32 protein-coding genes are annotated in these 26346 nt (G+C 57.5%); 16 read left to right on the forward strand and 16 right to left on the reverse strand.

What is annotated here, in order from left to right:
• Window positions 1-91 precede the first annotated feature (91 nt).
• The 3 genes from J1N60_RS05440 (at window position 92) to J1N60_RS05450 (ending at window position 1784) form a co-directional block, all read left to right on the forward strand.
• The gene (locus tag J1N60_RS05440) at window positions 92-547 is read left to right on the forward strand and encodes a 30S ribosomal protein S19e (RefSeq protein ID WP_312911332.1); all 456 of its coding nucleotides are present in this window, start codon (window positions 92-94) and stop codon (window positions 545-547) included.
• Between the two features lie 231 nt (window positions 548-778).
• On the forward strand, window positions 779-1156 hold the full coding sequence (locus tag J1N60_RS05445) for a DNA-binding protein (RefSeq protein ID WP_254159270.1): 378 nt from the start codon (window positions 779-781) through the stop codon (window positions 1154-1156).
• 1 nt (window position 1157) lies between these two features.
• The gene (locus J1N60_RS05450) at window positions 1158-1784 is read left to right on the forward strand and encodes a DUF7411 family protein (protein ID WP_312911333.1); all 627 of its coding nucleotides are present in this window, start codon (window positions 1158-1160) and stop codon (window positions 1782-1784) included.
• Between the two features lie 53 nt (window positions 1785-1837).
• Here J1N60_RS05450 and J1N60_RS05455 read toward each other — a convergent pair whose 3' ends face one another.
• The 4 genes from J1N60_RS05455 to J1N60_RS05470 are packed head-to-tail and all read right to left on the reverse strand — an operon-like array spanning window position 1838 to window position 4599.
• On the reverse strand, window positions 1838-2653 hold the full coding sequence (locus J1N60_RS05455) for a CPBP family intramembrane glutamic endopeptidase (protein WP_312911335.1): 816 nt from the start codon (window positions 2651-2653) through the stop codon (window positions 1838-1840).
• Window positions 2654-2698: 45 nt separating this feature from the next.
• On the reverse strand, window positions 2699-3550 hold the full coding sequence (locus J1N60_RS05460; RefSeq protein WP_312911336.1) for an OapC/ArvC family zinc-ribbon domain-containing protein: 852 nt from the start codon (window positions 3548-3550) through the stop codon (window positions 2699-2701).
• A 9-nt stretch (window positions 3551-3559) separates the two neighbouring features.
• Window positions 3560-3958: a DUF2073 domain-containing protein gene (locus J1N60_RS05465; RefSeq protein WP_312911337.1), complete on the reverse strand. Its 399-nt coding sequence runs from the start codon at window positions 3956-3958 to the stop codon at window positions 3560-3562.
• Between the two features lie 2 nt (window positions 3959-3960).
• Window positions 3961-4599, reverse strand: coding sequence for an Era-like GTP-binding protein (locus J1N60_RS05470; protein ID WP_253432329.1), 639 nt, complete (start codon window positions 4597-4599; stop codon window positions 3961-3963).
• A 317-nt stretch (window positions 4600-4916) separates the two neighbouring features.
• On the opposite strand from J1N60_RS05470, the gene J1N60_RS05475 reads away from it, so the two are divergent.
• Both J1N60_RS05475 and J1N60_RS05480 read left to right on the forward strand, forming a co-directional pair.
• Window positions 4917-5651 carry an AzlC family ABC transporter permease gene (locus J1N60_RS05475; RefSeq protein ID WP_312911339.1) on the forward strand — a complete coding sequence of 245 codons (735 nt, stop codon included), beginning with the start codon at window positions 4917-4919 and terminating at the stop codon, window positions 5649-5651.
• Complete coding sequence (locus J1N60_RS05480) at window positions 5644-5961, forward strand: AzlD family protein (RefSeq protein ID WP_312911341.1); 318 nt, start codon at window positions 5644-5646, stop codon at window positions 5959-5961. Before J1N60_RS05475 ends, J1N60_RS05480 begins: the two co-directional genes overlap by 8 nt.
• Window positions 5962-6017: 56 nt before the next feature.
• Here J1N60_RS05480 and J1N60_RS05485 read toward each other — a convergent pair whose 3' ends face one another.
• A complete protein-coding gene (locus J1N60_RS05485) occupies window positions 6018-6398 on the reverse strand; it encodes a sensor histidine kinase (protein ID WP_312911343.1) in 381 nt (126 codons plus the stop codon).
• Entirely contained in the window at window positions 6353-7213 is an 861-nt protein-coding gene (locus tag J1N60_RS05490; RefSeq protein WP_312911344.1) for a sensor histidine kinase, read from the reverse strand. Before J1N60_RS05490 ends, J1N60_RS05485 begins: the two co-directional genes overlap by 46 nt.
• A gap of 362 nt (window positions 7214-7575) precedes the next feature.
• On the opposite strand from J1N60_RS05490, the gene J1N60_RS05495 reads away from it, so the two are divergent.
• From J1N60_RS05495 to J1N60_RS20585, 3 genes are all read left to right on the forward strand, one after another.
• Complete coding sequence (locus J1N60_RS05495; RefSeq protein ID WP_312911345.1) at window positions 7576-8586, forward strand: tyrosine-type recombinase/integrase; 1011 nt, start codon at window positions 7576-7578, stop codon at window positions 8584-8586.
• A gap of 335 nt (window positions 8587-8921) precedes the next feature.
• Window positions 8922-9584 carry a helix-turn-helix domain-containing protein gene (locus J1N60_RS05500; protein WP_312911347.1) on the forward strand — a complete coding sequence of 221 codons (663 nt, stop codon included), beginning with the start codon at window positions 8922-8924 and terminating at the stop codon, window positions 9582-9584.
• Window positions 9585-9659: 75 nt separating this feature from the next.
• Complete coding sequence (locus J1N60_RS20585; protein ID WP_425499326.1) at window positions 9660-10013, forward strand: DUF7344 domain-containing protein; 354 nt, start codon at window positions 9660-9662, stop codon at window positions 10011-10013.
• 308 nt (window positions 10014-10321) lie between these two features.
• On the opposite strand, the gene J1N60_RS05505 is transcribed toward J1N60_RS20585, so the two are convergent.
• Window positions 10322-10753 (reverse strand): response regulator, encoded by a 432-nt coding sequence (locus J1N60_RS05505; RefSeq protein ID WP_312911348.1) that lies wholly within the window; start codon window positions 10751-10753, stop codon window positions 10322-10324.
• A gap of 267 nt (window positions 10754-11020) precedes the next feature.
• Here J1N60_RS05505 and J1N60_RS05510 point away from each other — a divergent pair, with 267 nt between their 5' ends.
• A complete protein-coding gene (locus tag J1N60_RS05510) occupies window positions 11021-11335 on the forward strand; it encodes a DUF7344 domain-containing protein (RefSeq protein ID WP_312911350.1) in 315 nt (104 codons plus the stop codon).
• Between the two features lie 454 nt (window positions 11336-11789).
• A complete protein-coding gene (locus J1N60_RS05515) occupies window positions 11790-12236 on the forward strand; it encodes an ester cyclase (protein WP_425499327.1) in 447 nt (148 codons plus the stop codon).
• Window positions 12237-12836: 600 nt separating this feature from the next.
• Here J1N60_RS05515 and J1N60_RS05520 read toward each other — a convergent pair.
• From J1N60_RS05520 to J1N60_RS05530, 3 genes are all read right to left on the reverse strand, one after another.
• The gene (locus tag J1N60_RS05520) at window positions 12837-13109 is read right to left on the reverse strand and encodes a DUF3303 family protein (RefSeq protein ID WP_312911352.1); all 273 of its coding nucleotides are present in this window, start codon (window positions 13107-13109) and stop codon (window positions 12837-12839) included.
• Between the two features lie 23 nt (window positions 13110-13132).
• A complete protein-coding gene (locus tag J1N60_RS05525; RefSeq protein WP_312911353.1) occupies window positions 13133-13438 on the reverse strand; it encodes a DUF4242 domain-containing protein in 306 nt (101 codons plus the stop codon).
• Between the two features lie 213 nt (window positions 13439-13651).
• A complete protein-coding gene (locus tag J1N60_RS05530) occupies window positions 13652-14479 on the reverse strand; it encodes a helix-turn-helix transcriptional regulator (RefSeq protein ID WP_312911354.1) in 828 nt (275 codons plus the stop codon).
• Window positions 14480-14795: 316 nt separating this feature from the next.
• On the opposite strand from J1N60_RS05530, the gene J1N60_RS05535 reads away from it, so the two are divergent.
• Window positions 14796-15725, forward strand: a complete 930-nt coding sequence (locus J1N60_RS05535) for a DMT family transporter (RefSeq protein WP_312911355.1) — start codon at window positions 14796-14798, stop codon at window positions 15723-15725.
• Window positions 15726-16066: 341 nt separating this feature from the next.
• Window positions 16067-17245: a sodium:calcium antiporter gene (locus J1N60_RS05540; protein WP_312911356.1), complete on the forward strand. Its 1179-nt coding sequence runs from the start codon at window positions 16067-16069 to the stop codon at window positions 17243-17245.
• Between the two features lie 370 nt (window positions 17246-17615).
• Here the strand turns inward: J1N60_RS05540 and J1N60_RS20590 are convergent, their stop codons facing one another.
• Window positions 17616-18068, reverse strand: a complete 453-nt coding sequence (locus tag J1N60_RS20590; protein ID WP_425499328.1) for a methyltransferase family protein — start codon at window positions 18066-18068, stop codon at window positions 17616-17618.
• A 412-nt stretch (window positions 18069-18480) separates the two neighbouring features.
• On the opposite strand from J1N60_RS20590, the gene J1N60_RS05545 reads away from it, so the two are divergent.
• A complete protein-coding gene (locus J1N60_RS05545; RefSeq protein ID WP_312912540.1) occupies window positions 18481-19035 on the forward strand; it encodes an OsmC family protein in 555 nt (184 codons plus the stop codon).
• 5 nt (window positions 19036-19040) lie between these two features.
• Window positions 19041-19811, forward strand: coding sequence for a methyltransferase domain-containing protein (locus J1N60_RS05550; protein WP_312911357.1), 771 nt, complete (start codon window positions 19041-19043; stop codon window positions 19809-19811).
• Window positions 19812-20215: 404 nt separating this feature from the next.
• Here the strand turns inward: J1N60_RS05550 and J1N60_RS05555 are convergent, their stop codons facing one another.
• The 3 genes from J1N60_RS05555 to J1N60_RS05565 all read right to left on the reverse strand — a co-directional run bounded on the left by J1N60_RS05555 (window position 20216) and on the right by J1N60_RS05565 (window position 22010).
• Window positions 20216-20863 carry a helix-turn-helix domain-containing protein gene (locus J1N60_RS05555; RefSeq protein ID WP_312911358.1) on the reverse strand — a complete coding sequence of 216 codons (648 nt, stop codon included), beginning with the start codon at window positions 20861-20863 and terminating at the stop codon, window positions 20216-20218.
• 223 nt (window positions 20864-21086) lie between these two features.
• Entirely contained in the window at window positions 21087-21236 is a 150-nt protein-coding gene (locus tag J1N60_RS05560; RefSeq protein ID WP_312911359.1) for a hypothetical protein, read from the reverse strand.
• Between the two features lie 123 nt (window positions 21237-21359).
• Window positions 21360-22010 (reverse strand): helix-turn-helix domain-containing protein, encoded by a 651-nt coding sequence (locus tag J1N60_RS05565; RefSeq protein ID WP_312911360.1) that lies wholly within the window; start codon window positions 22008-22010, stop codon window positions 21360-21362.
• Between the two features lie 1232 nt (window positions 22011-23242).
• Here J1N60_RS05565 and J1N60_RS05570 point away from each other — a divergent pair.
• Together J1N60_RS05570 and J1N60_RS05575 are read left to right on the forward strand one after the other, a co-directional pair.
• Window positions 23243-23593, forward strand: a complete 351-nt coding sequence (locus tag J1N60_RS05570) for a DUF7344 domain-containing protein (RefSeq protein ID WP_312911362.1) — start codon at window positions 23243-23245, stop codon at window positions 23591-23593.
• Window positions 23590-23883 (forward strand): HalOD1 output domain-containing protein, encoded by a 294-nt coding sequence (locus J1N60_RS05575; protein WP_312911364.1) that lies wholly within the window; start codon window positions 23590-23592, stop codon window positions 23881-23883. The genes J1N60_RS05570 and J1N60_RS05575 overlap by 4 nt, the downstream gene beginning before the upstream one ends.
• A 206-nt stretch (window positions 23884-24089) precedes the next feature.
• Here the strand turns inward: J1N60_RS05575 and J1N60_RS05580 are convergent, their stop codons facing one another.
• Window positions 24090-25199 (reverse strand): tyrosine-type recombinase/integrase, encoded by a 1110-nt coding sequence (locus tag J1N60_RS05580; protein ID WP_312911366.1) that lies wholly within the window; start codon window positions 25197-25199, stop codon window positions 24090-24092.
• On the reverse strand, window positions 25196-25405 hold the full coding sequence (locus tag J1N60_RS05585) for a ribbon-helix-helix domain-containing protein (protein ID WP_312911368.1): 210 nt from the start codon (window positions 25403-25405) through the stop codon (window positions 25196-25198). Before J1N60_RS05585 ends, J1N60_RS05580 begins: the two co-directional genes overlap by 4 nt.
• Window positions 25406-26346: the final 941 nt, after the last annotated feature.

Consider the following 26346-nt stretch of genomic DNA (forward strand, 5'->3'; position numbering starts at 1 on the left):
GGCTCTCACATCCGAAACCGGCGAGGCTGGCCGGTCAACAGCCGAAGGGACAACGATGCGCTTAAATGGCGCAAGCGGGAACCAGAACCCAATGGCTACGATGTACGACGTCCCGGCGGAAGCGCTCATCGAGGCGCTCGCCGACGACCTCGAAGACGACCTCGAGCAACCGGAGTGGGCAGCGTTCGCGAAAAACGGCGTCAACCGAGACCTTCCCCCAGAGCAGGAGAACTTCTGGGCGGTCCGCGCGGCGAGTCTCCTTCGAAAAATCGCCGACAACGGTCCCATCGGCGTCGAGCGCCTGGCGACCGAGTACGGCGGCGCCAAACGCGGCTCGAACCGCTACCAGGTCGCCCCCGACAAGCGCGCCGACGGCTCTCGAAACGTCATTCGAACGATCCTCCAGCAACTCGAGGAGCTCGACCTCGTCGAGACCGCCGAGGGCGAGGGTCGCCGTATCACCGCCGAGGGACGCAGCCGCCTGGACGAGACCGCTGGGGAGGTCCTCTCGGAGCTCGACCGTCCGGAACTCGAGCGCTACGCCTGAGAGGGTCCGTTGTCGTTCGGTATCAGCAATCTCTGCTTCGTTTGAGCGATTGGCGGGAACCCAACGAAACGATCCGTCAGATCGGTTTTCGACGGGCTTCGATTCGCAGCCGAACGGTGAGCGACGGCTCGATTGCTCGAGAACGAGTCGACGGCCCGATTCTCGACCTCCAGTTGCACGTGCCTGTACGCGTCCGTAATCATTTTCTCCGTTGCCCGACAACATGCGTCTATGAACGGCGGACAATCTGACGACGACCTCGAGGAACTGCGCCGGAAGAAACTGGAGCAGCTACAGGACCGCGCCGAGTCCCAGGGTGGACAGGGGCAGGGACAGGGACGGGCCAACGCCGAGGCCCAGGAGGCCGCCCAGCAGCAGGCCGACGCCCAGCGCCAGGCCCTCCTGCGCCAGTACCTCACCGACGACGCGCGAAAGCGCCTGAACACCGTCAAGATGAGCAAACAGCAGTTCGGCGAGCAGGTCGAACGCCAGGTCGTCGCCCTTGCCCAGAGCGGGCGCATCCAGGGCAAGATCGACGACCAGAAGATGGAGCAGTTGCTCAAGGAACTCCAGCCAGAGAAGAAGAGCTTCGACATCAAGCGCCGCTAGAATGGACGAGTCGACGCCCGCCTCACTCCGTCTCGGGCTCCTCTACAGCGGCGGCAAGGACTCGACGCTCGCCGCACTCATGCTCGAGGACTTCTACGACGTGACGCTGACGACAGCCACCTTCGGCGTCACCGACGACTGGACCTACGCGCGAGACACCGCCCGTTCGCTCGGCTTCACGTTCGAGAAGCTCGAACTCGATTCCGACGTCGCGACCGAGGCCGTCGAGACGATTCGCACCGACGGTTTCCCGCGAAACGGGATCCAGCGGGTCCACCAGCACGCCCTCGAGCGCCTGGCGGAGATGGACTTCGACGCCGTCGCCGACGGAACGCGACGCGACGACCGGGTTCCGACGGTCTCGCGCGCCCAGGCCCAGAGCCTCGAGGATCGCCACGACGTCGACTACATCGCACCGCTGTCGGGGTTCGGCCGCCAGGCGGTCGATCGGCTGGTCGAGTCGACGCTGGATGTGACGGTCGGACCGAGCGAGGAGATCACGCGGGCGGATTACGAGGCCGAGTTGCGAGCGCTCATCGCCGAGCGCGACGGCGAGGCGGCGCTCGGGTCGATCTTCCCGGCTCACGAACAGACGCACGTCACGGGCGTACAGGAACGGAATCGCTGACACTCGCGTCACTCGAGCAGCGGTTTCGTATCGACGCTACAGACGTTTCGTCGCTACAGGAGGATCGAGCCCGTCTCGAGAAGGGTTACGACGATCGAGGTCGCCTCCTCGATCAGTTCTTCGTTACCGTACTTGAGCGCGAGGTAGAGGAGCCCGAACTGGAACGCGTTGTATCCGGCGTGGGCGGCGATCGGCACGAAGAGATTGTCGGTGATCGCATACAGGTAGCCGAAGATGACTGCCGCACCGGCGACGATCAGTATCGAGGCGAACGTCCCCACGAGTGGCTGTCCACTGACGAGGTAGATGGGAACGTGGACCAGGCCGAAGATGGCACTCGTCACGACGATCGCCTGTGGTTTCGTGAACGCTTCGTAGAGTCGCTTCTGTATAATTCCCCGGAAGAGGAACTCCTCGGCGGGTGCGTTGAACAGGAAGACGATGACGATCATGATGAGTACCATCGTCGGATCTTCGCCGACGAACTGGAGAATTTGATTCGACGTCGCTTCGATCCCGATGACCTGGATGACGACGCCCGCGACCATCACGAACGCGATGCTCCCGACCACGCCGACGATGCCGATGATCGATTGGCGAAGACTCGGAATCGAGAGGTCGACGAACCCCAGCCCGCGGCCAGTCCACTGTAGATACGCGCCACCAACGACGACGAATCCGATGAATTGTGGGATCAGGTAAAGCGCCCTGACCTCGTAGGAGGTCTCGAGCGGCGCTTCGGCTACCTGTGGGTCGACGAGTACCGCCGGTAGAGAAGCGAACGTTTGTGCTATAAATCCGGCAATTATCAGCCCAACGGCGACGAGTATGGATCGGGTGTATCCGCTGGTCCGATTCACGGTGTCCATAGTACCGTGTCAGCGTCCCGCCTCTTTGGCGTTGCCTTCCTGGATTCACTCGCTGTCGCGCCAGGAGTCCGGCACGTCGATCACGTACCGGCCGTCTTCCTGCAGGGAGACGATGTACTCCTCGCGGTCGTAGAGTTCCATCAGGTTGAGTTCGTACTGGCCGGGCTTGAGGATCTTGATGCTCTCGAACTGCTCGTTGAGTTCCTCGCGGAGGTCCTCGAGCGACGGACGCTCGTCGTCCGTCGGTTCGCTGACGACGCGGCCGTTTTCGACGTCGGGACCTGCCTGCTCTTCGGCCGGGCCGGTCGCACTCGAAGTGGGGAGTTCGTCGCTCGAGACGACGTCGCTCCGGGCGCTCGCCTGGGCGGCGTCCTCGTCCCCCTCACTTCCTTCGGGTTCGGTGTGGGTGTCACCTGCTTCGACGGTCGAGTCGTCCGCTCGAGGTGCGGACCGCTCGGTGTGTTTTTCCGCTCGACCGCGATCGTCGGGCCGTCGTGCCGACTCGGGCCACTCGGTGAACTCCGCTGGCGCGTCGTCCTGCTCGGTCGAGGCGGGTTCGCTCGCAGTTTGGGGCCAGGTGCGGCTCGTCGCCGTTGATTCCGACGTCGAGGTGGATCCGGACGTCGAACCCGACTGCGTAATCCCGCGCCCGTCACCGTCACCGACACCCTCACTCGAGGACGCCGACTCGGACTTGGACTCGGACGCTCGCGTGATACCGCCGGACTGACCGCCGGTGGCTGCCTTGGTGTCGGTGTCGGTCCCACTCGAGGTCGCGCTGCCGGACGACGCCGGCGCAAACTGGAACTTGTTGCCGCCACAGTTCGGACACCCCGAGAGCATCTCTTTGGATCCGTCGGGAAACGTCCGGCCGCAGGTGGTACACTGGTGTGGCATTCGTCGTCGTTAGCTCCGGGAGACGAGCGCGCTGATGAGCGTCTCGTCCTTGTGCAGGGTCTCGATCTGGTTCGCCGGCCCGATGACGGTGAGTTTCTTCGGCGACTCGTCGTTGCCCATGATCCGGCCGAGCAGCGAGGAGTCGCGGGTGCCGGACTTCGGATAGGTTTCGATCTCGATGCCGTTGAACTCGTCGGGGCTGATCTCGGCCATCGTCACCTCGATCAGGCGACTCTCCTCGTCCGGGGTGAGCCCCTCCTCGAGGATGACGATGTTTCCGTCGTGGACGCCGTCGAGGATCATCCGGATCTTCTCCATGCTCGCCAGACCCTCCATGCGTTCCCCGCTGATGAGGTCGATCTGGACGCCGTCGTGGCGGTTGTCGTCGGCTTTGGTTGCTTCAGGCATGGTTATCCAAAGTACTCCGCGATGTTCTCGTACACTTCGTCCATGTTCTCTCCTTCCTTCGCCGACAGCGGGACCGTCTTGTGCTGGGGGAAGGCGTCCTCGATCCGCTTGACGCTCGATTCGGGGAGGTCGATCTTGTTCGCGAAGATGAGCACGGGCAGGTCGCGCGATTCGATGATGCCGATCAGCATCGTGTTGACCTGCGTGATCGGGTCTTCGGCGCTGTCGAGTACGTAGATGACGCCGTCGACGTCCTCGCGAAGCCAGTGCATGGCCTCGGCGACGCCTTCCGTGGCCTCTCGAGAGCGCCTGATCGCGTCGTCTTTCTCCATTTCGTCGGTGAACTCCTCGTAATCGACTTTCGTCGTCACGCCGGGGGTGTCGACGATGTCGATGGTCACCGACTTGCCGTTTCGCTCGATTTCGACGTCTTCTTTCCGGCGAGCGCGCCGGGTTTCGTGGGGAATGTGGCTTTCGGTACCGATGGCGTCACCGGTCCAATCACGGGCGATACGATTCGCGAGGGTCGTCTTCCCGGCGTTTGGGGGGCCATAGATGCCGATCCGCTTTGGCTCCTGCTCGGAGAAGAGCCGATCCGTCGCGCGAGAGATGCTATCTTTGAGTCCTGTAAACAATCCCATCCTGGAGATCCTCCACACTTGCGAGTGTGTCTGAACGTACTACAGAACCGAATTCACTTAAGTCTACGTCAGACAGAGGGATTGTCACACACGGGCGACGGTTTCGACCGCGAGACCGTATCCCCTCCCGCGATTTTGGCGGTGGGCGACTCGAGTTCGGAACGGATCGAGCTGCTCGAGGGCGTATGGGTGCTTCGGGAATCGCTGTAGTGTAGTCGGTTCGAACTCCCGATTCACAGAAAGCGGTCAGTTGTTGGGGGAACCGAGACGGTTTTCGCGCTCACCACCCTCTACGCGAGTAAACAGTACACCGCTCAATGGCTCCATCCCACGACTACTCCTCATCGGCAGATGCCGCCCCCGATTCCGCTGTCAGTTTCTCCCTCGAGGGCGTCCGAACCGGCTTTCTAACCTGTATCCCGGTCGCGCTCGGCGTCGCCGGCTACGGCGTCGCCTTCGGCGTCGTCGCGAACCAGGCCGGTCTCAGCGTCGCGGAAGCCGCGTTGATGAGCACGACGGTCGTCGCCGGTGCCTCACAGCTCATCGCGGTCGAGCTCTGGGCCGACCCGCTTCCGGTCACCGCGATCCTCGTGACGACCGTCGCCGTCAACCTCCGGTACTCGCTCATGGGCGCCGCCCTCGAGCGCTGGTTTCGCCACCTCTCGCCCGCCCAGGTCTACGGCAGCCTCTTCCTGATGGCCGACGAGAACTGGGCGCTCACCGTTCGCGACCTGAAAACCGGGAGCGGCCGCGGCGCCTTCCTCCTCGGCAGCGGCATCGCGATCTGGACCTTCTGGGTCGCCTCGACGGTCGTCGGCGTCCTCGCCGGTGGCGTCATCGGTGATCCGGCCAGGTACGGATTCGACTTCATCCTCGCCGCCGTCTTCCTCGCGCTCGCGGCCGACCTGTGGGACGGCCGGTCGACGCTCGTCCCCTGGCTCGTCGCCCTCGCCACGGCGCTGGCCGCCTCGTCGATGCTTCCCGGCCGCTGGTACATCCTCCTCGGCGGACTCGCCGCGGCGGTCCTCGAGGTGATCCGCTACGATGCGTGAGGGATGGCTCTCGCTCGATCCGTTCGTCGTCGCCGTCGTCCTCGCGATGGCCGTCCTCACCTACCTCACGAAGGTCGGCGGACTATGGGTCCTGAGCCGACTCGAGGTGAGCGACCGCCTCGAGGCCGGCCTGTCGGTGCTCCCGGGGGCGATCGTGATCGCCATCCTGGGGCCGGAACTGGCGTCGGGCGGGCCGGTCGAGTGGGCCGCCGGAGCCGTCGTCCTGGCAATCGCGTGGCGAACGGAGAACATCCTCCTGGCGCTTTGTGGCGGCGTCCTCGCGGTCGTAGCGTTTCGTGGTCTCGTCTGATCGTGGGGCGTGGCCGAGGTTGTGCTGGCTCGGTGCTCGAGGGGGGCCTGGGTCGGTCAGGGTGACGATTCGCTGGCGGTCACGTCTCGAAACTCAAATTGCGCTCCACCGGCGTCGCTCTCGGTCAACTGCAGGTCCCAGTCGTAGATGCCGGCCAGTCGGTCGACGAACGCCAGTCCGAGTCCGGTCCCGTCTTTGTCGGCGGCCGTCGTGAACCCCGGCTCGAACACCAGCTCCCTGTCTTCGGGCGGGATGCCGCTCCCGTCGTCGGCCACGTAGAACCCGTCCGCCACCGCTCCGACCTCGATCGCCACGTCCGATCCGCCGTGTCGAATCGCGTTCTCGAACAGGTTCCTGAACAGGTGTCGCACGTACACCTCGTCCGCTTCGATCACGAGGTCGCCATCGACCGCCAGGGTCGCCTCACGGGTCTCCACGTCGTCCCAGACGTCTCGAGCCATCTCGGCGAGTGACACGGGTGCCGTTCCCCGACGGCGTCCCCACGCCGCGTCAACACGAGCATCACGTCGATCATGTTCTCGATCCGGTCGAACGACTCCACGACGTTTTCGACCGCCTTCGGCGCGGCCTCCTCCGGCAGGTGCTGGGCGTAGATCTGGCCGATCGTCACCGGGTTCCGGAGTTCGTGGGCGAGCATGCTGGCGAACTTCTCGAGGCGCGTGTTCAACTTCTGGAGTTCCGCGACCGTCTCCTCGAGTTCGTCCTGGTAGGTGTGGCGCTCAATCGCCGCGGCGAGGAGGTTGGCGACGCTCTGGACGAAGTCGACGTCGTGGTCGGTGAACGAGGCCTGGTCCGTCGTGTGGACGCCCAGGATCCCCCACGGATCGTCGATGGTGCCGATGATGACGCTAATGCCGCTCACCACGTCGTGATCGGTGAGGAGGTCCGGTCCACTGAATCGCTCTTCGGTCCGCAGGTCGTCGACGACGACCGGTTCCTCCGAGAGGAGCGTGTACCCAGCCTGCGAGTTCGTATCCGTCGGCACCTCCGCCTCCCCGACGATCCCCTCCTGCCAGCCCACCCCCTGTCGCAGGAAGACGTTCCCGGAGGGGACCAACTCGAGCACCTTGCAGTACTCACAGTCGAGCGTCTCCGCGACTGTCGCCGCTGCGTCGTGCATGAGTCGATCGATGTCGTCCGTCTCGAGCGCCCGTCTTCCCAGCGAAGAAACGACTTTTTGCTGATGAATGCGGGTGTAAAGCTCCGTCTCCGAGTCGGACGATGAACTCATCGTGGCAGCCAATATTCCGAAGTCGCATAAGTTTCTGTCCAATACACATTGGTTCGTGACTCGAGACCGGTGGTGAGTTGGGACAGCCGGCTCCAGAGGCCATTGGTTATAACGAATTACACGATGGTGGCCGCTGGAACGCGAACTGTGACGGTCTCCAGTAGGGCTGGCGGCAGTAGGTTTATAACACCATGCCGCTGGCTGGTGGATTCGAACTGTGACGAAACGTAGCGAGCGCGACGGGGTTACACCGTATCGGGGGAATTAATGGTAATTCAGCCCGGATTTCGGCGTTTCAGGGATTTCGAGTTATTTCCCACCATTTGGTCGCCGTCATCGTGTGGTTCGCGACCCAACGAACCATGACACTCGAACCGATCGATCCCGAAACCGCGTTAGAACTGTACCTAGCTGAACGAGAAACCGAGTGCTCGGAGGCGACCATCTACTCCCACCGGATGCGGCTCGGCTTCTTCCTCCGCTGGTGTGGCAAGCGAGACATCGAGAACCTGAACACCCTTACCGGCCGTCGACTGCACGAGTACCGGCTGTGGCGGCGGAACGTCGGCGACCTCTCGAAGACCAGCGAAAAGACACAGATGGACACTTTGCGGGTGTTTATCCGGTGGCTCGAGAGCATCGACGGCGTCGAACAGGATCTCCACCTCAAGGTCCTGTCGCCAAACGTCACGCCGGACGAGAATACGCGAGACGTGATGCTCGACGCCGAGGACGCGGAGCCGATGCTCGAGTACCTCGAGCGGTACGAGTACGCTTCTCTCGAGCACGTGACGCTGTCGCTGTTCTGGCACACGATGATGCGCGTCGGAGCCGCCCGCGCACTCGACCTTGAGGACTACGACCCGGAGGGGCAGTGTCTCGAGGTCAGGCACCGCCCCGAGTCGGGAACGCCGATCAAGAATCAGCGGCGTGGCGAGCGCATGGTCGCGCTCTCGGGCGGCACGTGCATCCTGCTGGACGACTGGATCAGGGATCGGCGACCCGACGTGACCGACGACCACGGTCGTCGACCGTTGCTCGCGACGGTCCAGGGTCGGGCAGCGATCAGTACGCTACGCAAGTACTGCTACCAGCACACGCGTCCATGCGTCTACTCGGGCAAATGTCCACACGACCGCGATCTCGAGGCGTGTGAGGCGACGGGCGAGACCGGATCGTCTTCGTGTCCCTCGAGCGTCAGTCCACACGCCTTTCGGCGAGGGTCTATAACTCACCACCTCAACAGCGACGTGCCGGAGACGGCGGTCGGTGATAGAGCGAACGTGAGTCAGGAGGTACTCGCACAGCACTACGATCAACGATCAGAGCGAGAGAAGATGGAGCAGCGACGACAGTATTTGAACAACATCTGATTCTCCAATCACAAGTTCGGAAGACAATATTTTCGTATCTATTGGTATTTATATGTAATTTATCTATACTAATTGATCACCCCTTCGCAAATTGGGCCAGATCGCGTGCTACATTCGCGCCCTGTATTCAGCAGATTGTGATCGAACTACCGAGGCGCTGTCAAAAGTGGCGTGCTGAATACAGAGCATGAGTGCAGCACGACGACTTCGTTTGTTTCACGTCGAAACCGGTGAACCACCCGCATACTACACGTACTGATTGAGCACTTCCGTATTAGACCTCCCCACAAAAGCAGGAGAATCCATACGAGTGTAGCGCGTGTATAGTCACGGTAATGAGCGTCATCGTAGAGTTCACAATTGAGGCAGAGGCGTTTACACTCGGTAGGGTGCTGTCAGGGCCACCGGTGATGCGTATTGAACTTGAACGAATTGTCCCGACAGGGACATTGGAAATGCCGTTCGTGTGGGCGACCGGAACCGACTTCAACGCGTTCGAAACGAAGGTACGTGATAGTCCCTACGTGAAAGAACTCCGCGCCCTCGACAGAATCGGGGACAGCGGTCTGTATCGGGTCGAATGGAACGTTCCCCGCGAGGACAACCTCATGGAAGGGATTGCACAGACGAACGCAACCGTCCTCGAAGCGCGCGGGGGCGACACGTGGGAGTTTCGACTTCGCTTTAACAATCACCATGCCCTCTCACAATTTCACAACTATTGCGTCGCTCATGACTTCCCACTCTTCATCGAACGCACCTACACGTTGCAAGAGACGACCGGCAGTGGCCACCAGCTCAACCTCTCGCAGAAACAACGCGAAGCGCTCGTCCTCGCCCTCCAACGGGGATATTTCGGCACGCCACGAGAAACCTCCCTCGACGAGTTGGCGGACGAACTTAGCCTCTCAAAGCAGGCACTATCAGACCGCATTCGTCGGGGCAACGAGAAGGTACTTCGCTCTGTGTTGCTCTCTTCAGTAGCCAACTCCGACTGACTGGGAGTGGACGGTATAAAAATAACCGGATTGATCAAGACACACACTCTCCCACCTAAGACTGGTACGTGTCGTATGCCACCTGCCACTAATGACGATGAGTCCGCTTCCTTACAGGCAGATATCGCAGTTGGTGACGTGTGTTCTGTGCTTGCAAATGAGTGGTGCCGTTCGGTCCTCTACTACTTTCAGGAATCAACGCCCACTGTGGCGTCGTACGAAGCCCTCATCACGCACAGATGCAAGCATGACGATACCATCGACACTCGGGAGCAGGCAGCCATCGCTCTCCAGCATGTTACACTGCCAAAATTGGAAGAAGCCGGAATTATCGAGTATGATGGACGCAGTTCCTCCGTTCGGTATCGGGGGTTTCCGCAGTTGGAGACGATGGTCCGTCTTGTAGCCGAAATGGAAGATGAACTATAGCACGGGTCCTCCTTTTTCACCTTGATATTATCTGAATAGCCCGCTACATGTATTCGCTGTACTGAGCGATCACCGTCTTCGCTGATCGAGCCAAATGTCGTGCATCATTCGCGCCCTGTATTCAGCAGAGACTGAACGTTCTGCTCAGATTTTGTCAGATAGGCTGCTGAATACAGAGGATCAGTTCAGCAATCTGGTTTAATTTGTTCCAGTCGAAGTTTGTTGAATATATTGATTGGCAGATTTTCGAACGTACCCACTGAGGTCTCTATCGTTTCTGGTGGTAGTCGCTGTTTGGCTCTGATTCCTTACGAATAGGACGGCATCCGAACCTTCTCAATCCAAAACTCCCCCAGAGACTGAATTAGATCGACAAACGACCCAGGATTGGTAGGCTTCGTCAAGTAAGCGTTCGCGTGTTGTTCATAACTCAAAATAACATCATCACTGCTTGCCGAACTGGTCAGCACAATCACTGGAAGCTGCCTCAGTTCAGAATCGCTCTTAATCTCCTCTAACACGTCAAATCCGTTTTTGCGGGGCAAATTCAAATCCAGCAATATCAAATCAGGGCATGGTGCTTCTTCGTCTTCTAAGAACTCGATTGCCTCAACTCCATCTAAGGCGACATGGGTTCTTACGTCAAATCCAGCATCTTGAAAGGCTATCTGAGTTAACCGAACGTCGCCAGGATTATCCTCTACAAGCAATATAAGGGGAGTTGAATCGTTTTCAGTCACGTATATCAATGGGTTTCCGTCGTATATTCGAAGTCGCCTGAATAATTGAATCCATCATTGTTAAATCTACTCGCCAATTACTTTAGTAGCTGATCGGAGAGATTGTCCCTCGCCCCAGCAACGACTTGTCTTCTACTGAGTAATCGCTACTCATTAGCTCGACGGACTGACGCCGACTTTATACCCTCCGCTTTTCTTGAGTTCTAAGAGGCTTTACCCAAAATAATTTGGCAATTTCTTTTTTGTAGTCCCGTCAGAAGAAAGGCCATGGACCTAATCTTCACGGCATTGTCCGCTGGCCCGCGTCGCCGAGTCCTGGCCGAATTGTACGACCAACCAGTAGATGGCGTACAGGTCCCCGAGGCCATTCTCAATGACGGGGAGGAACGAAGAGATCTCGAAATCGCGTTGTACCATAAACATCTTCCCCTGCTGGATGATTACGGTTTCATCGACTGGGACCCAAAGACGAACAGAGTAGCGAAGGGGCGCAGATTTGACGACCTCCAACCGGTTCTTGAATCATTCAACGACCAGGCTGACGAAGTCAGCATTCCGTGCCCCCGAGAGGCCCAGTCGTAGGCGTACACCTGAGGTCATGATCTCCGTGGGGCGTATTGAGTAACGGATCACTGGCTCCAGGGGTGGCGTCGTCGATCAGCAATCATTTCTCCCTGGTAAATTGGCTTTGAAGCCGTGACACATTCGCGCTCTGTATGCAGCAGGCAAGATCGGAACTGGCGAGTTGTTGGCAAAAGCGCCCTGCTGAATAGAGAGGTCCTATGCAGCACGACTCCTTCAGCTATTTCGAGCGGTCGTAGCCGAACCAACCGAAATAGAAGCTGCGAATCTATCACTGTAGCCCTATTTGAGCGGGGTCGAATCGGCTCGGGAAATGGAACCGCACACAGGCTTCTCTGGTACGAGCTCCGACCCGGCTACAGACGACCGCCGATACAGTTGCTCGTAGTTTCCGACCCCGCTTCTTGTGAGAACGTCTCCTACTATCTTATGCACGTGCGGAACCTAATGATAGATGGTGACAGACATGGCCGCCACAACCACGACGGAGGAGAACAAGCAAATTGCACGTCGCTTCCCGGAAGAAGTAGCGACGAAGGGAAACACCGACGTTCTCGAGGAGATATGCGCCGAGGACGTAATTGACCACAGCCCGCTCGGGGAGGCACGAGGCCTCGAGGAACTCGAGGATCAGATGGAATTCCTTCGCAGCGCGTTCGGGGACTTCTCGGCCACCGTCGAGGACATCGTCGCCGAAGGAGATACCGTCGCGATGCGGGTTACCCTTCGAGGGACCCACAAGGGCGAATTCATGGGTGTCGAGCCAACTGGCCGAGATTTCGAGGTCGGAAATATGGTCTTCACCCGCATCGAAGATGGCAAAATCGCCGAACGATGGGTTCAGCCCGATACTCTCGGATTGATGCAACAGCTCGGGGCCGTCGACCGACCCGAAAAATAACCTGACCCCCGTTCTTTCAGCGCAAGCGGGAAAATGCCTCACCGATCGCGCCAATTTGGTGAATACGTGCTCTGTACGCATCGCGTCCGTTTAGAACTCCCCAGCAGCTGTCAGAAGCTGTATGCTGAATACAGAGGATGGGCCTTGTTTAGACGCGACCGAGATCGGCACTAACGCTTCGCTCTCATAGTATGAAACCGTACTGTGAGGTGCTTACCATCGGATTCTGTTTAGTCAAATAACTCCTAACCCGTTCATCCAGGAGCGTCTAAACAGGGCTCAGAGGATGGATTCAGCAAACTGATTTCGTTTGTTCCGAATGATCTGTACCGAATGAACCGTTCAATAGCTCTGCAGAAGTACCTTTTTCTCGTCGGGTTCGCTTGCGTCGCTCGCTCACCGCTCCTCCAAAAATCTACGCTAAAAAGGCCGCTCGCTCCCGGTGGTCGCTCGCGGGTGCAGCGCTTGCTGCTCGACCGCTGCGGTAACGCCTCGGCCTGTACTGACCGATTACTACCCTATGCAGATCGACTCTCAGCCGTTTCATATTCGCGCTATCTCGCATCCAATTACGACCGGGGATAGGGGGTTTGGAGTTTTTCACCGGACGGCGCGCTCGGCCTCGCCAAACGAGACGACGGGCGCGATGTGGGCATCGTGGTCGGTGAGCAAGGGTGGTCCGAGGAACGTAGAGACTCCTTCGAAGGAATCGGCTTCCAGGACGAAGTAGAACGTGTGTTCGTTCGGGCAGACGTACGCCCCGTGTATTTCAACGCCAGCTTCCTCGGCCTTCTCAGCCATGCCGTCGATCCACTCGCCAGCTTTTTCTTCGTTCTCTTCCCGTGCCCAGCAGTTCTCCGTGCTGTGTTCCATGGTAACTACATAGCGCATTTGTCTCACCGAGATCCACTTTCCAGGGTCGCACCACGGAGATCGATCCGGGTCACCGGAAGTCCCGCACGGTCGGCGTGTTCGTATAGCGCCTCCTCGTTCTCAGCCTGATAGTGACAGAACGTGCCAGTGACCGCTCCGTCCTCCCGAGTCCGCACATCCGATTTCATCCACCGAATGCCAACACCCTCGTCGGTGAGGTACTCCAGAACCTCCATGGCCTTTCCGGCGGCGGCTTCGAACGTGTCTTCAGGGATCGGTTCATCAAGGTTTCGAAGGATTAGAAAATCCTCCAGTTCGGTTTCAGTCATGTTCGGTCATCTCTCCGCACGAGATGCTACAAGCGCCACTTAAATGTAAATGCCTAGTGAAATATTTCACGGAGTGAAAGTAATGTGACGACGTGCCCAACACGGGATTTCGTTAGGCTAATCACCAACTCTCACTAGCGGGCTACCAATTTCGGTGCTAAGCAGTCCGTCAGGATACCGCCGAGCGCACTCCATACTGGCTGTCGGGTCGCATCATGGGACCGTAAGCTCCTCCGGGACGGGTGCATCCATATCGGTCTCGTCTGCTGGCCGCGCCCCCCGGCGGTAGTGCTCAAAGACCGAAAGGGCCCACTCCCGAGCCTTGGGTGCATCCGTATCGATCCACGCCCGCAGCGCTCTGGTATCGGCGTCGTGACAGCAGATGCCGACGCGATCGTCAAAGATGCCAATGCCACACCGCTCTCTGTCGGGGAGGTCGTCGTGGACCAGGACGGTGCAGTGATCACGGGTAGCCGCCCGTTCGACCATCTCTGGGTCCCAGGCGACGGTTGCCGCGAGGATGTCCGGCGGATACACGTACTCGAACTCCATGCCGTCGAGGACCGCCAGACAGACTGTCTCATTGGCGATCGACTTGAACACCGTCGTCCCTAATCCACGCATTGAGGTACTTCCCTCGACCAGCTGGATGACTCGTGCTACGGGTTCGTACGGGTAGCCTGGCCCCGGGTAGGCGACAACGGCATCCGCGAACAGGTCCACGGTGAAGCCCTCCATCTCGCGCGGGAGCCACCGCCAGACGTCGCGCAGCCTGCGCTCGGTGTCCATCGCTTCGCGCAGGTCCACGAACCGCTCGGCAACGAAGGTTCCAAGCGGTGTCAACTGGTACATTCGCCCGATCCGTTCGATCCAGTGCCGCTCCTCGAAGTCGCCGAGAACGCGTCCCATGGTCGGGGACGACGCGCCCGTCGCCGATCGCAGGTCGTCCCGGTCACAGCGTCCATCAGCGAGTGCGTCAAGCACCCCGACGCGGTGATTCGAACTGGCGATGAATTCGATATCGTTGATGGACGAGCCCATGTCACGGATACGCACGGCCGCTATAATACGTTGTCTAGTGAGCCCATCGACACTGTGAAACACCCCTCTTCAGACACTACCCCCGGAAATACACGAAGGGGCATTAATCAATCCAAGTATACTGATTGATCTGTATCACTACACTAAGCGGCTCTCTCACTGCTGCATTTGCGCTGTGTATCTTGCACGACCCGAATCATCTACCGAGAATCTGTCAAAGAGAGAGATTACTGAATACAGAGGACGAGTTCAGGATCGCTCCACGTTCCCTTCATCGCGCCGACAGGGGTATCTCCTCGGGGAGCATACCGTGCCTATGTCTGCCCAGAGAGCTGCTGGGCTCTTTCTGTTCATGGGAGTGGCGTTCGGCGCCGCCTTCCCGGCGATCAAGGCTGGATTAGCCGACGCGCCGCCGCTGTTGTTCGCGGCTCTGCGGTACGACCTGGCGGCGCTGCTGTTGGTCGCCTACGCCGCGTTCGTCCTGCGGGATTGGCGTCCGCATCGGCGCGCCGACTGGCTGGCCGTTCTCGCGGGAGGTCTGCTGTTCTTCGGGTCCACAGGCTTCCTCTACCTCGGTCAGCAGTACACGACCGCCGGCGTCGCGGCGATCATCTACAGTCTCGGCCCCATCCTGACGGTCGTCCTCGCGTGGGTGCTATTGCCCGCCGAGCGTCTCTCCCGACGGGCGCTGGTCGGCGTCCTCATCGGCCTAGTGGGGGTCGTCCTCGTCGTTCGCCCGACACCTGAAGCGCTGTTCAGCGACGGCTTCCGGGGCAAGCTGCTGGTGTTGACGGCCATCACGGGCGTCACGCTCGGATCGATCGGGATCCGCAAGAGCGGGTCGCACATGCCCGCAGCGACGACTACGGGCCTCTCGCTGGCGCTGGGCGGGGCAGTGCTCCACGTCGGGAGTCTCCTGTCGGGCGAACCCCAGGCCGTCGCCCTCACCCCGACGTTCATCGGATCGTACCTCTACCTCGCGATAGTCGCAACCACGATGGGTTTCGTGGCGTACTTCTCGCTGCTAGACCGGGTCGGGCCCCACCAGGCGAACCTCGTAGTCTATGTCGTCCCCGTCGTCGCCACCATCGTCGGGTGGGCCTGGCTGGGCGAGCACCTGCCTGCGGTCACGTTAGCCGGGTTCTTGGTGATCTTCGGGGGCTTCCTCGTGGTCAAGTGGTCCGAACTGTCCCGGAGCGTCCAGTCCGCCTGGATCAGAGCGCGGGCCCAGCACGCCTGGCGCTGATCCGGCCATTCGATAGAGTACCAGTATGTAGGTGATAATGCGGCGGATGAGTGCTGGATACGCGCCCTGAGTTCAGCACACACCAAATGAATTGCCCGGCTCCTTTCAGAAACGACGTGAGCGACTCAGAGGATGTATGCAGCACAGCCAGTTCAATTATTTCGCCATCTCTGGGAGGAACCAACCGATACATACGGATGCTTACTTTCGACGCAACCCCTGCTCCCGTATACGATAATTGTAAGGAATTTCGCCCTTTAAAGAGCGTGTATGTAGACTTTTCCAACGGGAGAGTATACATGCATCTGTAGTTTCATATTCGGACCCCGCGTGTGTCTCCTATGGATCGAACACGGGTACTAACCACAGGGTTCATCGTACTACTCGCTGTCTGCCTAATCGTCACCCCAGTACTCGCGCAGGAACAGGGCGAAGACGCAGAAGAAGAGGGCGGTATTGAAGGGCTCATCGAGGGCTTCGTCGAAGGTCAAGGACTACTGGGTGCATTACTCGTCCTCGCTGGCGGTGGGATCTTGCTGACGGTTTGCGTTGAGAAACTCATCAGCTATCTCACGCGCACGGCGTTCGGCTTGAAAATCTCGTTGTTCGCCCTCGCGATTCTTTTCACGGGATTCGAATTCGACGATACGATTCTCGCGCTTGTTCTGTCTGGCGGTGGTCTCGAGGGAGCGGCGCTCGGGACGGCGCTCGGAACCGGCTTAGCGATTATCGGCGTAACGCTCGCGCTCGCGGCGATCATCAAGCCGTTCCCGGTCGATCTCCCGCCTGATTACGTCGCCCTCTTTGCACTGGCACCCCTTCTGTTACTTCCGTTCGTCCTTGCCGGGACACTGACCCTCGTTCACGGACTCTTACTACTCAGCGCGTTTGTCGCGGTCTTCGGCTATATCATCGTCCGCGAATATCAGCGCGACATGCCCGTGTTCCGGAACACCGAACTGGGCAAGGAGATACAGGCCGATGGTGGCATAGCCCTCCCGTCAGCAGTCTCGACAATCCCCGAGGATCGCCTCATTGGCGGTCGATCTGCCGCGGGCTGGATCTGGCTTGCTCTTTCTATCCTCGCATTGGCGGGCATCGTAGTGGCGTCGATGATGCTGGAGGCGGGATCGGAAGTCGTGATTGACGGATTCGGCATCGAAGAGACCGTTTTCGGAGCGACCATGCTAACGGTGATCCTCACCTTCGAGGACGTAATGCTGACGGTCGAACCGGTTCGTCGAGGGGTCCCCGAGATCGGCGTCGGGAACGTTATCGGGAGCGTTCTCTTCTCGGTGACCGCCAACGTGGGGGTGATCATGTTAGTGAGCGATCTCGAAATCTCCCGGTCGGTGCTGACGTTCCACCTGCCGTCGGTAATTCTCATGACGGCACTCGCCGCGTACTTCCTCTATGCGGGCGAACTGAAGCGGTGGCACGGGTATCTACTCGGCGGGCTTTACGTCGCCTACTGGCTGATCGCGATCCTCATATTTGGTGGCGTACCAATTAGCGGGTAGGGTACTATCTTCGGTGTTCAGCGGTCGAAGTCAACGCTTCCCATGCTATTCTAGCCACCCTCTTCGAGAACCCTAAGGCGACTCGATATAGATTGTGAGGCTTCGTTTTATTCGAGGTCACCGCGGTTGATCGCCACGATCACTACTTCGCCTGTACTGATCGATTACCTCTTCGGAGATCGAGTTAAATCTCGTGCTGCATTCGCCCTCTGTATTCAGCAAATCGTGATCGAATTATCGGGGCGCTGTCAAAAATAGCGTGCTGAATACAGAGGATGTATGTACCAGTAGTGTTCGCATCTCGACTGCTTCCTCAATTCGCGCCGAAATTGAAGTGGCTATCAGGAAAGTCAGGCAAATCTCGATTTGCTTATAGATACGGGGGAACGCGTCGACGGTACGCACGATATTCCTCACCGAATTCCTGTTCTAACCACTGCTCCTCCCGATGAGTAGCCCAGTGAGTTATGGCAATCACCGCTGGAAGAAAAAGAGCAATCCACCCGTTGTTCTTGAGCAACGCGAAGCCTGCGTAGAGCATCGTCCACCCAACGTAGATGGGATTTCGGCTGAATGAGTACGGGCCAGTCGTGACGAGCTGTCGCTCCCCACGACCGATAGTCTTGGCGACCGAATAGAAGGCCCACCCATTGACGAACACCCCCCATCCGATCAGTGCGAGTCCACAAATCCGGGTAATTGACCGATAACGAGTTATTCGCCACGGCCGGCGAGCATGCAGCGCACTCCCCACAACGATCCCAGCAACGTGAGGCTCCGGCAACGGAGTGTACTCCCAATATTGCCGAATAATTTGGTACATCAATCGGTATCCACGTATTCGGTCCGCAAGTCGCTTCCGCCTGCCAGGCCATACGACCCGATATTGGTCACCGGTACTATGCAACTGGAGTAGGTTGAGTTCGACCTTTTCGACGATTCGACGTGAAAGATTCGCGCCTTGTATCTTGCAGAGACTCGACTAACTACTGGACTGTTGTCAGAAGCGACATGCAAGATATAGAGGCTGTATTCATCATTGACTTATTGAGAAAACACAGCGAAAACACTCGGTCATTCGCTGTGGGAAGAAAGGGTTCAACAGGAATACCTGCCCAATCCCTCATATAATATTATCAGTAGTATGAGGCTTTATACGTGCGAGTCATAGTAGTTGTACGCAATTTTACCCAACCTGGCAGGGGGTGAGAAAGCGCAAAGAGAGATACTTCAAAATGTCAATCAATAATGGCGTAGATGTAGAGCAACTCGGCCAAGCAGTCGAAGCAATTACAGCGGAATCAGCGACCGGCCAATTCAGATTTCGAGCGGAAACCGAATGGACTGATGGCCTGCAGTGTGTCACGTCGATCAACGATTTCGATCAGGCGGGCGAGCAAATTCATACCCAGGAATTCAAAATCGAGGGTGACGAGCCGGAACAAATCCTCGGGAAGCGAGCGGCACCCAACGCGGTGGAACTCCTGCTCGCCGCTCTCGGATCGTGCCTGAGCGTCGGGTATGCAGCGAATGCCGCAGCCATGGGTATCGAACTCAATGAACTCCGGTTCGAGCTTGAAGGAGACGTTGACCTTCGGGGATTCCTCGGTATCTCCGACGATGTCCGTGCCGGGTACAACACAGTGACCTACACCGCGTACATCGACGCTGACGCATCGGATGAGGAACTCGCCGAGCTGCGTGACCGGGTCGAAACCACGTCACCGTTGATGGACAACCTCATGAACGCTGTCCAGGTCGAAACTGATCTGGTCTCGGTACAGGGATGAATATCATGTCAAAATCACTTGATGTTAGCAAACTCGAACGAGAGGTTAAATCCGTCTATCGAGATGTCGCAGAGGCGCCGACCGAAAGGTATCATTTCGAGATGGGCCGCCCATTGGCGGAACGACTCGGCTATTCATCGGAGGATCTCGATGGCATCCCTGAGGAAGCCGTCGAGTCCTTCGCGGGTGTGGGATACCACTTCGATCTCGCAGACCTGCAACCGGGCGACGATGTCCTCGACCTTGGTAGTGGGTCCGGAACGGACGCGTTTGTCGCGGCACTCCATGTCGGCGAGACCGGGAGCGTGACCGGGGTAGACATGACCGATGAACAACTGGAGAAGGCACGACGGCTCCGTGACGAGGCCGGAATGGATACTGTCTCCTTCGAGAAAGCGTACATCGAGGACCTCCCGTTCGAGGACACAACCTTCGATGTCGTGATCTCCAACGGGGTCGTCAACCTCTCCGCGGAGAAGGAAGACGTGTTCAGTGAGGTCAATCGCGTCCTCGAACCGAATGGCCGATTGGCGCTTTCGGACATCATCAGCGAGGAACACATGTCTGAGAGCATCAAGACCGATGCGGATCTCTGGGCGGCGTGTATCGGTGGGGCTGAACAGGTCGATGATTATACGATGATGATTGAGACGCCAGGGTTCGACGCCATCGAGATCAGGGAGAATCCACAATACGAGTTTGCCTCTGACCAGGCAGTGAACGCGTGTCAGAAGTACGGTGTCAAGAGTATCTCGCTCAGCGCCAGCAAACGCTGAATCGAGCGTCGTTTGTTATCCTACCAATGGATACTCTTGATGAATAAAACCCCACATTCACCGCGCTATTCGTGGCAAACCCAAAGTAGATCAATCCACAGCCTGACGCTATCTTCTCCGTGGGCAATGCCAACCAGCCCAGCTGAATTACAACCATGCCGAATATGCGCCTTCTATTCAGCAACAGCTGATCGAACTACCGGGGTGCTGCCAGGAACGTAGTGCGAGATACAGAGAATGGATGCAGCACAGCAAATTCGTTTGTTTCACAATCTTAGGCCGGAATCAACCGATACATACGGATGCAGATTGATCGCTGCTTCAGAGGCAATTGGTGAGAGACATGCGGTCTCGTGTCAATAGTCGGTGGTACGATACAGGAGATATAGTCTTGTTCAATCTTTCTATGGGATGATTTCAGAAAGCGTTATTCCAAGAATCTGTTTGATCCCGCGCCGGAGTCGAGATGCAATAGCCTGCTGTGTGATTCCGAGTTCGTCGCCAAGTTCTTCCATCGTCACTTCGTGAGGTGATTCGAAGTACCCGTGGTTGAAGGCGAGTACAAGCGCCTCTTGTTGTGCATCAGTTAATGCAGACTGAGTCTCTGAATTGACCGGCGTGAGCGCATGTAGTTCCGTCAATGTGATTGAAATGCCCAACTCTAAACAGCGGGCCTGAAAATGCGAGATTTCTTTTTGAGTGTCTCCACGGATTTCGAACGTCCACTGCTGGTTCATACCGCTAGCGTTGATGATCGAGCAATTCGTTTCTGTTAGCGTGCTGAGAACGCCGTTAGAGTCAATGCCTAACTCAGCACGCAACAGGTGCTCGTCTTTGATATCATCAACGAGTTGGATATTCTCTACCGCGGAATGTTTGGTTAATGTACTCTCAATATTACCAACGGCAATACCTTGGATCCACAAGTAGATCGTCATGTCTTGGCTGGGAATAATCCGTTCTAATTCGACCATCACTTCTGGTCGGTGCTCGAACAGATTGCCCAGAAGAAATTGATTGGGCGGAACGGTAAACGTCGCTTCAACAGTCATCGGCAGTCATCCGTGTTCTTTCTCCAGATATCGGTGTCTTCGCAGCCACACTCCGAATACGTCTTTTTGTATGGAGTGATCTTACCGTCAGGTGTTCGTTTTCGCCCTAGTCGCAGTGTTCCACAGTTGGAACACATCATTCGATACGGAACCATACTGCTGACTGTGCGCCGGTTATTGGGTCGGCATCAATTCTTCCTTCGCTGAATACTGTCAGTTCAAATCACTCATCATCGAAGGAAGTACTGCCATGCTTCATCGTACCGTTGGTTGAATCGATCACGGCAACTACTGCTAGAGTTGCCAATTCAGAATTCTCATCGTACGTCGCCTGAAAGAACTCCTCCTCGATATCGTATTCAACAGCGGTCATAGAGTCAACGACATCAATGCTTTCGGGTGTTTCTCGAGAGGTGTCATCATAACTAACGACGTGCGCCAGTGGGTTGACAATGGCTTTTGCTCGCGCAACATTCTTTTAAGTGCTGTTTAAGTATTATTCTTGAGACGTTATCAGCGTGCTCGCTACGAGCCGTCGAAGACCACGCTGTAACCGTGATGAAACCGCTTGCCTAGTGATCTCGAGTTCCTCTGCGAGATCGTCCTGCGTCGCATCACGTGGCGAATCGAAGTACCCGCGAGAATACGCCATCACCAACGCTGTCCGTTGCCCCCCTGTCAGATCGTACTCTCGATCCGATTTGAGTGATGAGAGCGCATGAAGCTGGGTGAGCTCGATAGGGATGTTGTGTTCTCGGCAGTACGTTTGAAAATTCGATATTTCTCGTTGTTCATCAGCGCGAATTTCAAATGTCCACTTTTCTTCATCTCCTATCCCGGAAAGGAGATTGACCTCCGTGTTGGTGATCGCCGTGAGAACACTTTCATGATCGAGGTTCCACTCAATCCGGACAAACATCTGTCCCTCTACTTCATCAATTATCTTCACCCGGTCAATCCCGATGTCGTCACTCAAATCGGTCGTGAGGTCGTCGGTGGTATCGGCATAAATCCAGAAGTAGGGGATTATAGCATCGTTCGTGGGAACAATTCGATCCAGTTCGATAGTGGCATCGGCCAATTGATTAAAAACGGCACTCAGCGGGAAGTCTTCTTGGTCGATGGTGAATGAGGCTTCAATGGCCATAGATACGACTAGCGGGACGTCCCCTTGAGTTAGTCGCTGCTGCCGGAGCGCTCTGCGGAAAGACTCTTTGGTCAAACAGTTATACCAGCGAGAGAATCGATCTGAAAATCGGCTGCAAAGAAGAATAACGGTCTGCTATGTGGATCTGCGTATATCGGCCTGATCACATCGGTCTGGTGATGTACGGTCATTTCTGAAAATCCGCCATTACAACCGTCATTTCTACTAATAAAGGCTGGTATCTGGTTTACTTACACCGCTGAACAGCCGTTATGAGTTGGCTTTTTGGAAGCCACTCGTCAGAAAGGGTGGGAAGGTTATCTCGGTTGTGGAACTGTTGGTAGTGGTCTCGAAGACGATTCTCTGACCGCTCGTGGCGGTCGGTATCGGCACCTGTCTTTTCACCCCATTCTAGAGTGAATGAATCCTGTGAGCGAGTCCCATCAGTGGCTGGGCCGCTGCGGACTCTTTGAAAAGAATTGCGTCCTCGGTCTCTCTGGAGATGCATCCAACGAACATTGTGGGTGGGGCTCTGTCCGTGACTCCACCCTTCTCGTCGGCCAACCAATCTGGCAGTTGAATGAAAATCTCATCGGTGCCAAGGAGTCCCAACAATTGCCACAGTTGCCGGGTTTTCTGTTCGTTGAGAAGCCCCGTTCCCGGTTTCTTCGAGAGAGACATCGTAGTCAGCGAGGGTATCTGAATGCCACGTACGGGCAAATGAGTCGTAGTCGGCGTATTCGGTAATCAGGTCAGTCACTCCGACACAAAGGGGGTACACACATTAATATTACACTGATCCTGACAGCTGTTTTGATCAGAGACTGCGAAATACCCGGAGTCGTCGTGCTACATGCATGCTCTGTACTGATCGATCACCCCATCCAGATTGGCTCTCACTTCGTGCGACATTCGCGCTTTGTATCTTGCAGAGGCATAACGAACTACCGAACTGCTGTCAGAAATGGCGTGCGAGATACAGAGGGCCCATTCAGCACGACGACTTCGTTTGTTTCACGCCGAAGCCCGAGAACCACCCGCTCACTACACGTACGTACAAGCAGGAACCGGTATCTCACAGCAGGCAATTGCCTCTCAACTCCAGCGAGAGACGCGGAGAATCCTCGGCAATACCCTCACTGTGCTGGAGACCTGAACTCGAATCTATATAAGGAAGTTGTATAGACAAAATGAAGTCTCACGTGGAGCGGTCTCTTCAAGTCGAGTATACAATGTTCACGGAAACCGACTCCTCGCCAATGATCCCCGGAAGAGATACGCTCCTTCTCGCGCTCGCCAATCGGCACTGTCGTTTTGTCATCGAATACTTCAAAAACGCGCCCGAAGACCACGCTACCGTCGACGACATTGCAACCGCGTTCGCCCGACGTGACCACGCAGACGAGACCCGGGTTGCAATCCGGCTCCACCACGCTGCACTCCCCAAACTGGACGACGCTGGACTCGTTGACTACGACAGGCGGACCAAAACGGTCCGATATCACGGTCACTCGCAACTCGAACAGATAGCGGAGCGCTTCTCCGAGTCCCCCAACTGCCATGGAGGAGTGAGTAGTCCATGACGCAAGACAGGTCCAGGCAAGCGAGCAAGACACGGGGATGGTACACCCCTGATCAGGACCGCTCGTTAACCGAAGCGGTGCTTGACGCTATCGAGGACTATAAGGGGGAAGATCTCCTGCGAGCAGATTTCGTCCTCTACGAGGACGTAAACCCTGACGCTCTCAATTCCCTCTTTCGCCCCGATGCACAGTCGAGAACGACCGTGACGTTCGACACCGACGGGGTCACGGTCGAACTCCGGGGGAATGGCGGGGTCGAGATCCGCGTCACGGACCGATCAGTCGACTAAGTGGCCGAAGATGGTCCAGAACGCGCTCTGGAGCCAGTATCGGATAGACGACCACTGCCGCGATGAGTGCTTCACTGTACTGAGTGCTCACCACTTCGGAGATCGATCTAAATCTCGTACTGCTTTCACGCCTTGTATTTAGCACGACTTCTGAAATATGCCACTGACCAAGCGTTTCAACAGAGCCGTTCTTCCTCAATCCTCGATTACTCCTCTAGAAGCGACCGACGCAATACCTCCTGGCGCTGGCGCATTTTGTCCTCCTCCGACCGAACATCGTAATGCTCGTCGATGATCGCCGGTGAGACGTTACATCGCTCGCTCACGACCTGTACGTCGACGCCAGACCGGAGGAGCTGCGTGATGTACCCTCGACGGATCGGGTGGGGCGTCACGCTCGAGGGACACTTCGACGCAAGATCGAGATCGGTGGCCGCGCTGCATTCATCTGGATCTCGATCGTGCGGACACTCAAGACCGATGAGGCATGGTCGGGACCACTTGTAGACGTACTTTCGAATCGTCGACTTGGCGATTCGACCCTGTGTGGTAGCGAGTAGCGGCACCCGGTCGTGCTGGTCGGTCACGTCGGGCCGCTGGTGCTCGAGGTAGTCGTCGAGTACCTCGCACGCCTCGTCGGAGAGTCCGACTCGACGCTCGCCTCGAGTACCGTTCTTAATCGGTGTGTCGGTCTCCGGTCGGTGGACGACGGTCAGGTGGGGGACCTCGGCGTCGCATCGGTAGTCATCGATGTCGAGCGCCCGAGCGGCTCCCATTCGCATCCCCGTCTCAGACAGGACGAGCCAGACGACGTGCTCGGTCGAGGCGTACTCGTACTTCCTGAGGTGCTCGAGGATCGTTCGGGCACGGTCGGCGTGGATGACCGTCTCGCGGGCGTTTTCGCCGTCGGGGATCGCCGGCGACTTGACTTTCTTGAAGAGGCCGGACTCGACCGAGTTGATCGTCTCACACCACTCGACGAAGACGCGTAACGTGTCCATCTGCGTCTTCTCGCTTACGACGTTGAGGTCCTCGCGTCGCCAGACGCGATACTCGTGGAGGTCGCGGGCGGTCAGGTCGTTGAGGTTCTCGAGGTCGCGCTCGCGACACCAGTCGACGAAGAAGCCGAGCCGGGATCGGTGCGCGTCGACCGTCGACTGTCGACAGTCGCGCGCCTTGTCTTCGAGGTAGAGTCCGAGAGCTTTCTCCGGTTCGATTGGCTCGAGGCTTGTCTCCGTCGCTTCGTGGAGCTGTCGGAGCAACCGCTCGGCATCCGACTCCTCGACGATCGTGGGGACGTGATTTGTCTGACTCATTGGCATAATTCCTCGACGAACGCGGCGAGCGATCCGTCCGGATAGAACTCCATGATTCGATCCGGATTTTCGTCAACGTAGTACTCTACTGCCCGGGCGACAAGCTTCGATTTCGTAAGACCAGTCTCGTCGGCGGCCCGCTCGAGTCGCTGGGCGACGTCGGTCGGGACCCGGCCGGAGACGGGCTTCGTTTGGGGCTTTCCCATGCACCCGACGTTCAACTCGTACTATATAAGCGGACCATTTAATTGGTGGGTTGGTGAAAACCGCTAGGTGACGGAGGGGTAATGGTGATTCTAATGGTGAACGCAAAATTTGACAAACTAGCGAAATCGGATTGTTTCCCCACGCTACATTTTAGATAATGTGTTTGGGGAAGAATATTATATCGCGCGCGGTCGATCAGACTGATTCATGGTCTCCTGTACCATTAGTTGGTGGAGTTCGGCCAATCCAATGGTGAAATTCGACTGTTTAGCGATTCCACGACGATCACATCGGACTGGATGCAACACATTACCCTGGAGCTGCGATTGCGTCGGATCGATCATATCCAAATGGAAGATGGACCGCTCTCGAGAATAATCGAAAGCTCACGAACAGCAACGCCCAACCGTTACGTGGGGGTTACACCCCGCTTTGGCCAATTGAGTCGGTTCTAGTTACCGGTCCCGGCGATCGGCCTCGAGCCCCGGTTGAGCCACTGGTCATCGAGTCGGATTTACCGTTAGCGGGGCGAATAGGGCCAACGGTCGGGTTCAGTAGTCGGGTTTGTGGGCCGTATGCGACAACTACGAATCGGCTCAATTAGGGCCTTCTCGTCGGTCGATCTGGCGGAATTCGGATTGTGATTCAAACGGGTTAGCCGGGGACGTCAACGGGTCGGTCGCCTCCCCCGGTTTTCGGTCAGTTGGTGAGTCATTATTTGATGGGATTCTCTGCTCTTTCGAGTCATCGGGCCAATTCGCTAGATGAAGCGGCGGAATTGGCGACGGGTGCTATCGACGGCTCACCAGCAAAACCGACATCTTCGTCAGCTGAGATGGCGATATTCGGATATCGGGAATGGCGGGAGGATTCGGATACTATCTCGTCAGTCACTTCGGATTGAGGACCGGTGTCACCAAACGGCGCATGGTCGGTTGTG

This window comes from Natronosalvus caseinilyticus (assembly GCF_017357105.1).
GTDB lineage: Archaea > Halobacteriota > Halobacteria > Halobacteriales > Natrialbaceae > Natronosalvus > Natronosalvus caseinilyticus.

What these genes read in the sequence shown, in the direction of transcription:
- J1N60_RS05440 (WP_312911332.1), top strand. Translation starts at nt 92, where the DNA reads ATGGCTACGATGTACGACGTCCCGGCGGAAGCGCTCATCGAGGCGCTC.
- J1N60_RS05445 (WP_254159270.1), top strand. Translation starts at nt 779, where the DNA reads ATGAACGGCGGACAATCTGACGACGACCTCGAGGAACTGCGCCGGAAG.
- J1N60_RS05450 (WP_312911333.1), top strand. Translation starts at nt 1,158, where the DNA reads ATGGACGAGTCGACGCCCGCCTCACTCCGTCTCGGGCTCCTCTACAGC.
- J1N60_RS05455 (WP_312911335.1), bottom strand. Translation starts at nt 2,653, where the DNA reads ATGGACACCGTGAATCGGACCAGCGGATACACCCGATCCATACTCGTC.
- J1N60_RS05460 (WP_312911336.1), bottom strand. Translation starts at nt 3,550, where the DNA reads ATGCCACACCAGTGTACCACCTGCGGCCGGACGTTTCCCGACGGATCC.
- J1N60_RS05465 (WP_312911337.1), bottom strand. Translation starts at nt 3,958, where the DNA reads ATGCCTGAAGCAACCAAAGCCGACGACAACCGCCACGACGGCGTCCAG.
- J1N60_RS05470 (WP_253432329.1), bottom strand. Translation starts at nt 4,599, where the DNA reads ATGGGATTGTTTACAGGACTCAAAGATAGCATCTCTCGCGCGACGGAT.
- J1N60_RS05475 (WP_312911339.1), top strand. Translation starts at nt 4,917, where the DNA reads ATGGCTCCATCCCACGACTACTCCTCATCGGCAGATGCCGCCCCCGAT.
- J1N60_RS05480 (WP_312911341.1), top strand. Translation starts at nt 5,644, where the DNA reads ATGCGTGAGGGATGGCTCTCGCTCGATCCGTTCGTCGTCGCCGTCGTC.
- J1N60_RS05490 (WP_312911344.1), bottom strand. Translation starts at nt 7,213, where the DNA reads ATGAGTTCATCGTCCGACTCGGAGACGGAGCTTTACACCCGCATTCAT.
- J1N60_RS05495 (WP_312911345.1), top strand. Translation starts at nt 7,576, where the DNA reads ATGACACTCGAACCGATCGATCCCGAAACCGCGTTAGAACTGTACCTA.
- J1N60_RS05500 (WP_312911347.1), top strand. Translation starts at nt 8,922, where the DNA reads ATGAGCGTCATCGTAGAGTTCACAATTGAGGCAGAGGCGTTTACACTC.
- J1N60_RS20585 (WP_425499326.1), top strand. Translation starts at nt 9,660, where the DNA reads ATGCCACCTGCCACTAATGACGATGAGTCCGCTTCCTTACAGGCAGAT.
- J1N60_RS05510 (WP_312911350.1), top strand. Translation starts at nt 11,021, where the DNA reads ATGGACCTAATCTTCACGGCATTGTCCGCTGGCCCGCGTCGCCGAGTC.
- J1N60_RS05515 (WP_425499327.1), top strand. Translation starts at nt 11,790, where the DNA reads ATGGTGACAGACATGGCCGCCACAACCACGACGGAGGAGAACAAGCAA.
- J1N60_RS05520 (WP_312911352.1), bottom strand. Translation starts at nt 13,109, where the DNA reads ATGGAACACAGCACGGAGAACTGCTGGGCACGGGAAGAGAACGAAGAA.
- J1N60_RS05525 (WP_312911353.1), bottom strand. Translation starts at nt 13,438, where the DNA reads ATGACTGAAACCGAACTGGAGGATTTTCTAATCCTTCGAAACCTTGAT.
- J1N60_RS05530 (WP_312911354.1), bottom strand. Translation starts at nt 14,479, where the DNA reads ATGGGCTCGTCCATCAACGATATCGAATTCATCGCCAGTTCGAATCAC.
- J1N60_RS05535 (WP_312911355.1), top strand. Translation starts at nt 14,796, where the DNA reads ATGTCTGCCCAGAGAGCTGCTGGGCTCTTTCTGTTCATGGGAGTGGCG.
- J1N60_RS05540 (WP_312911356.1), top strand. Translation starts at nt 16,067, where the DNA reads ATGGATCGAACACGGGTACTAACCACAGGGTTCATCGTACTACTCGCT.
- J1N60_RS20590 (WP_425499328.1), bottom strand. Translation starts at nt 18,068, where the DNA reads ATGTACCAAATTATTCGGCAATATTGGGAGTACACTCCGTTGCCGGAG.
- J1N60_RS05545 (WP_312912540.1), top strand. Translation starts at nt 18,481, where the DNA reads ATGTCAATCAATAATGGCGTAGATGTAGAGCAACTCGGCCAAGCAGTC.
- J1N60_RS05550 (WP_312911357.1), top strand. Translation starts at nt 19,041, where the DNA reads ATGTCAAAATCACTTGATGTTAGCAAACTCGAACGAGAGGTTAAATCC.
- J1N60_RS05555 (WP_312911358.1), bottom strand. Translation starts at nt 20,863, where the DNA reads ATGACTGTTGAAGCGACGTTTACCGTTCCGCCCAATCAATTTCTTCTG.
- J1N60_RS05560 (WP_312911359.1), bottom strand. Translation starts at nt 21,236, where the DNA reads ATGACCGCTGTTGAATACGATATCGAGGAGGAGTTCTTTCAGGCGACG.
- J1N60_RS05565 (WP_312911360.1), bottom strand. Translation starts at nt 22,010, where the DNA reads ATGGCCATTGAAGCCTCATTCACCATCGACCAAGAAGACTTCCCGCTG.
- J1N60_RS05570 (WP_312911362.1), top strand. Translation starts at nt 23,243, where the DNA reads ATGTTCACGGAAACCGACTCCTCGCCAATGATCCCCGGAAGAGATACG.
- J1N60_RS05575 (WP_312911364.1), top strand. Translation starts at nt 23,590, where the DNA reads ATGACGCAAGACAGGTCCAGGCAAGCGAGCAAGACACGGGGATGGTAC.
- J1N60_RS05580 (WP_312911366.1), bottom strand. Translation starts at nt 25,199, where the DNA reads ATGAGTCAGACAAATCACGTCCCCACGATCGTCGAGGAGTCGGATGCC.
- J1N60_RS05585 (WP_312911368.1), bottom strand. Translation starts at nt 25,405, where the DNA reads ATGGGAAAGCCCCAAACGAAGCCCGTCTCCGGCCGGGTCCCGACCGAC.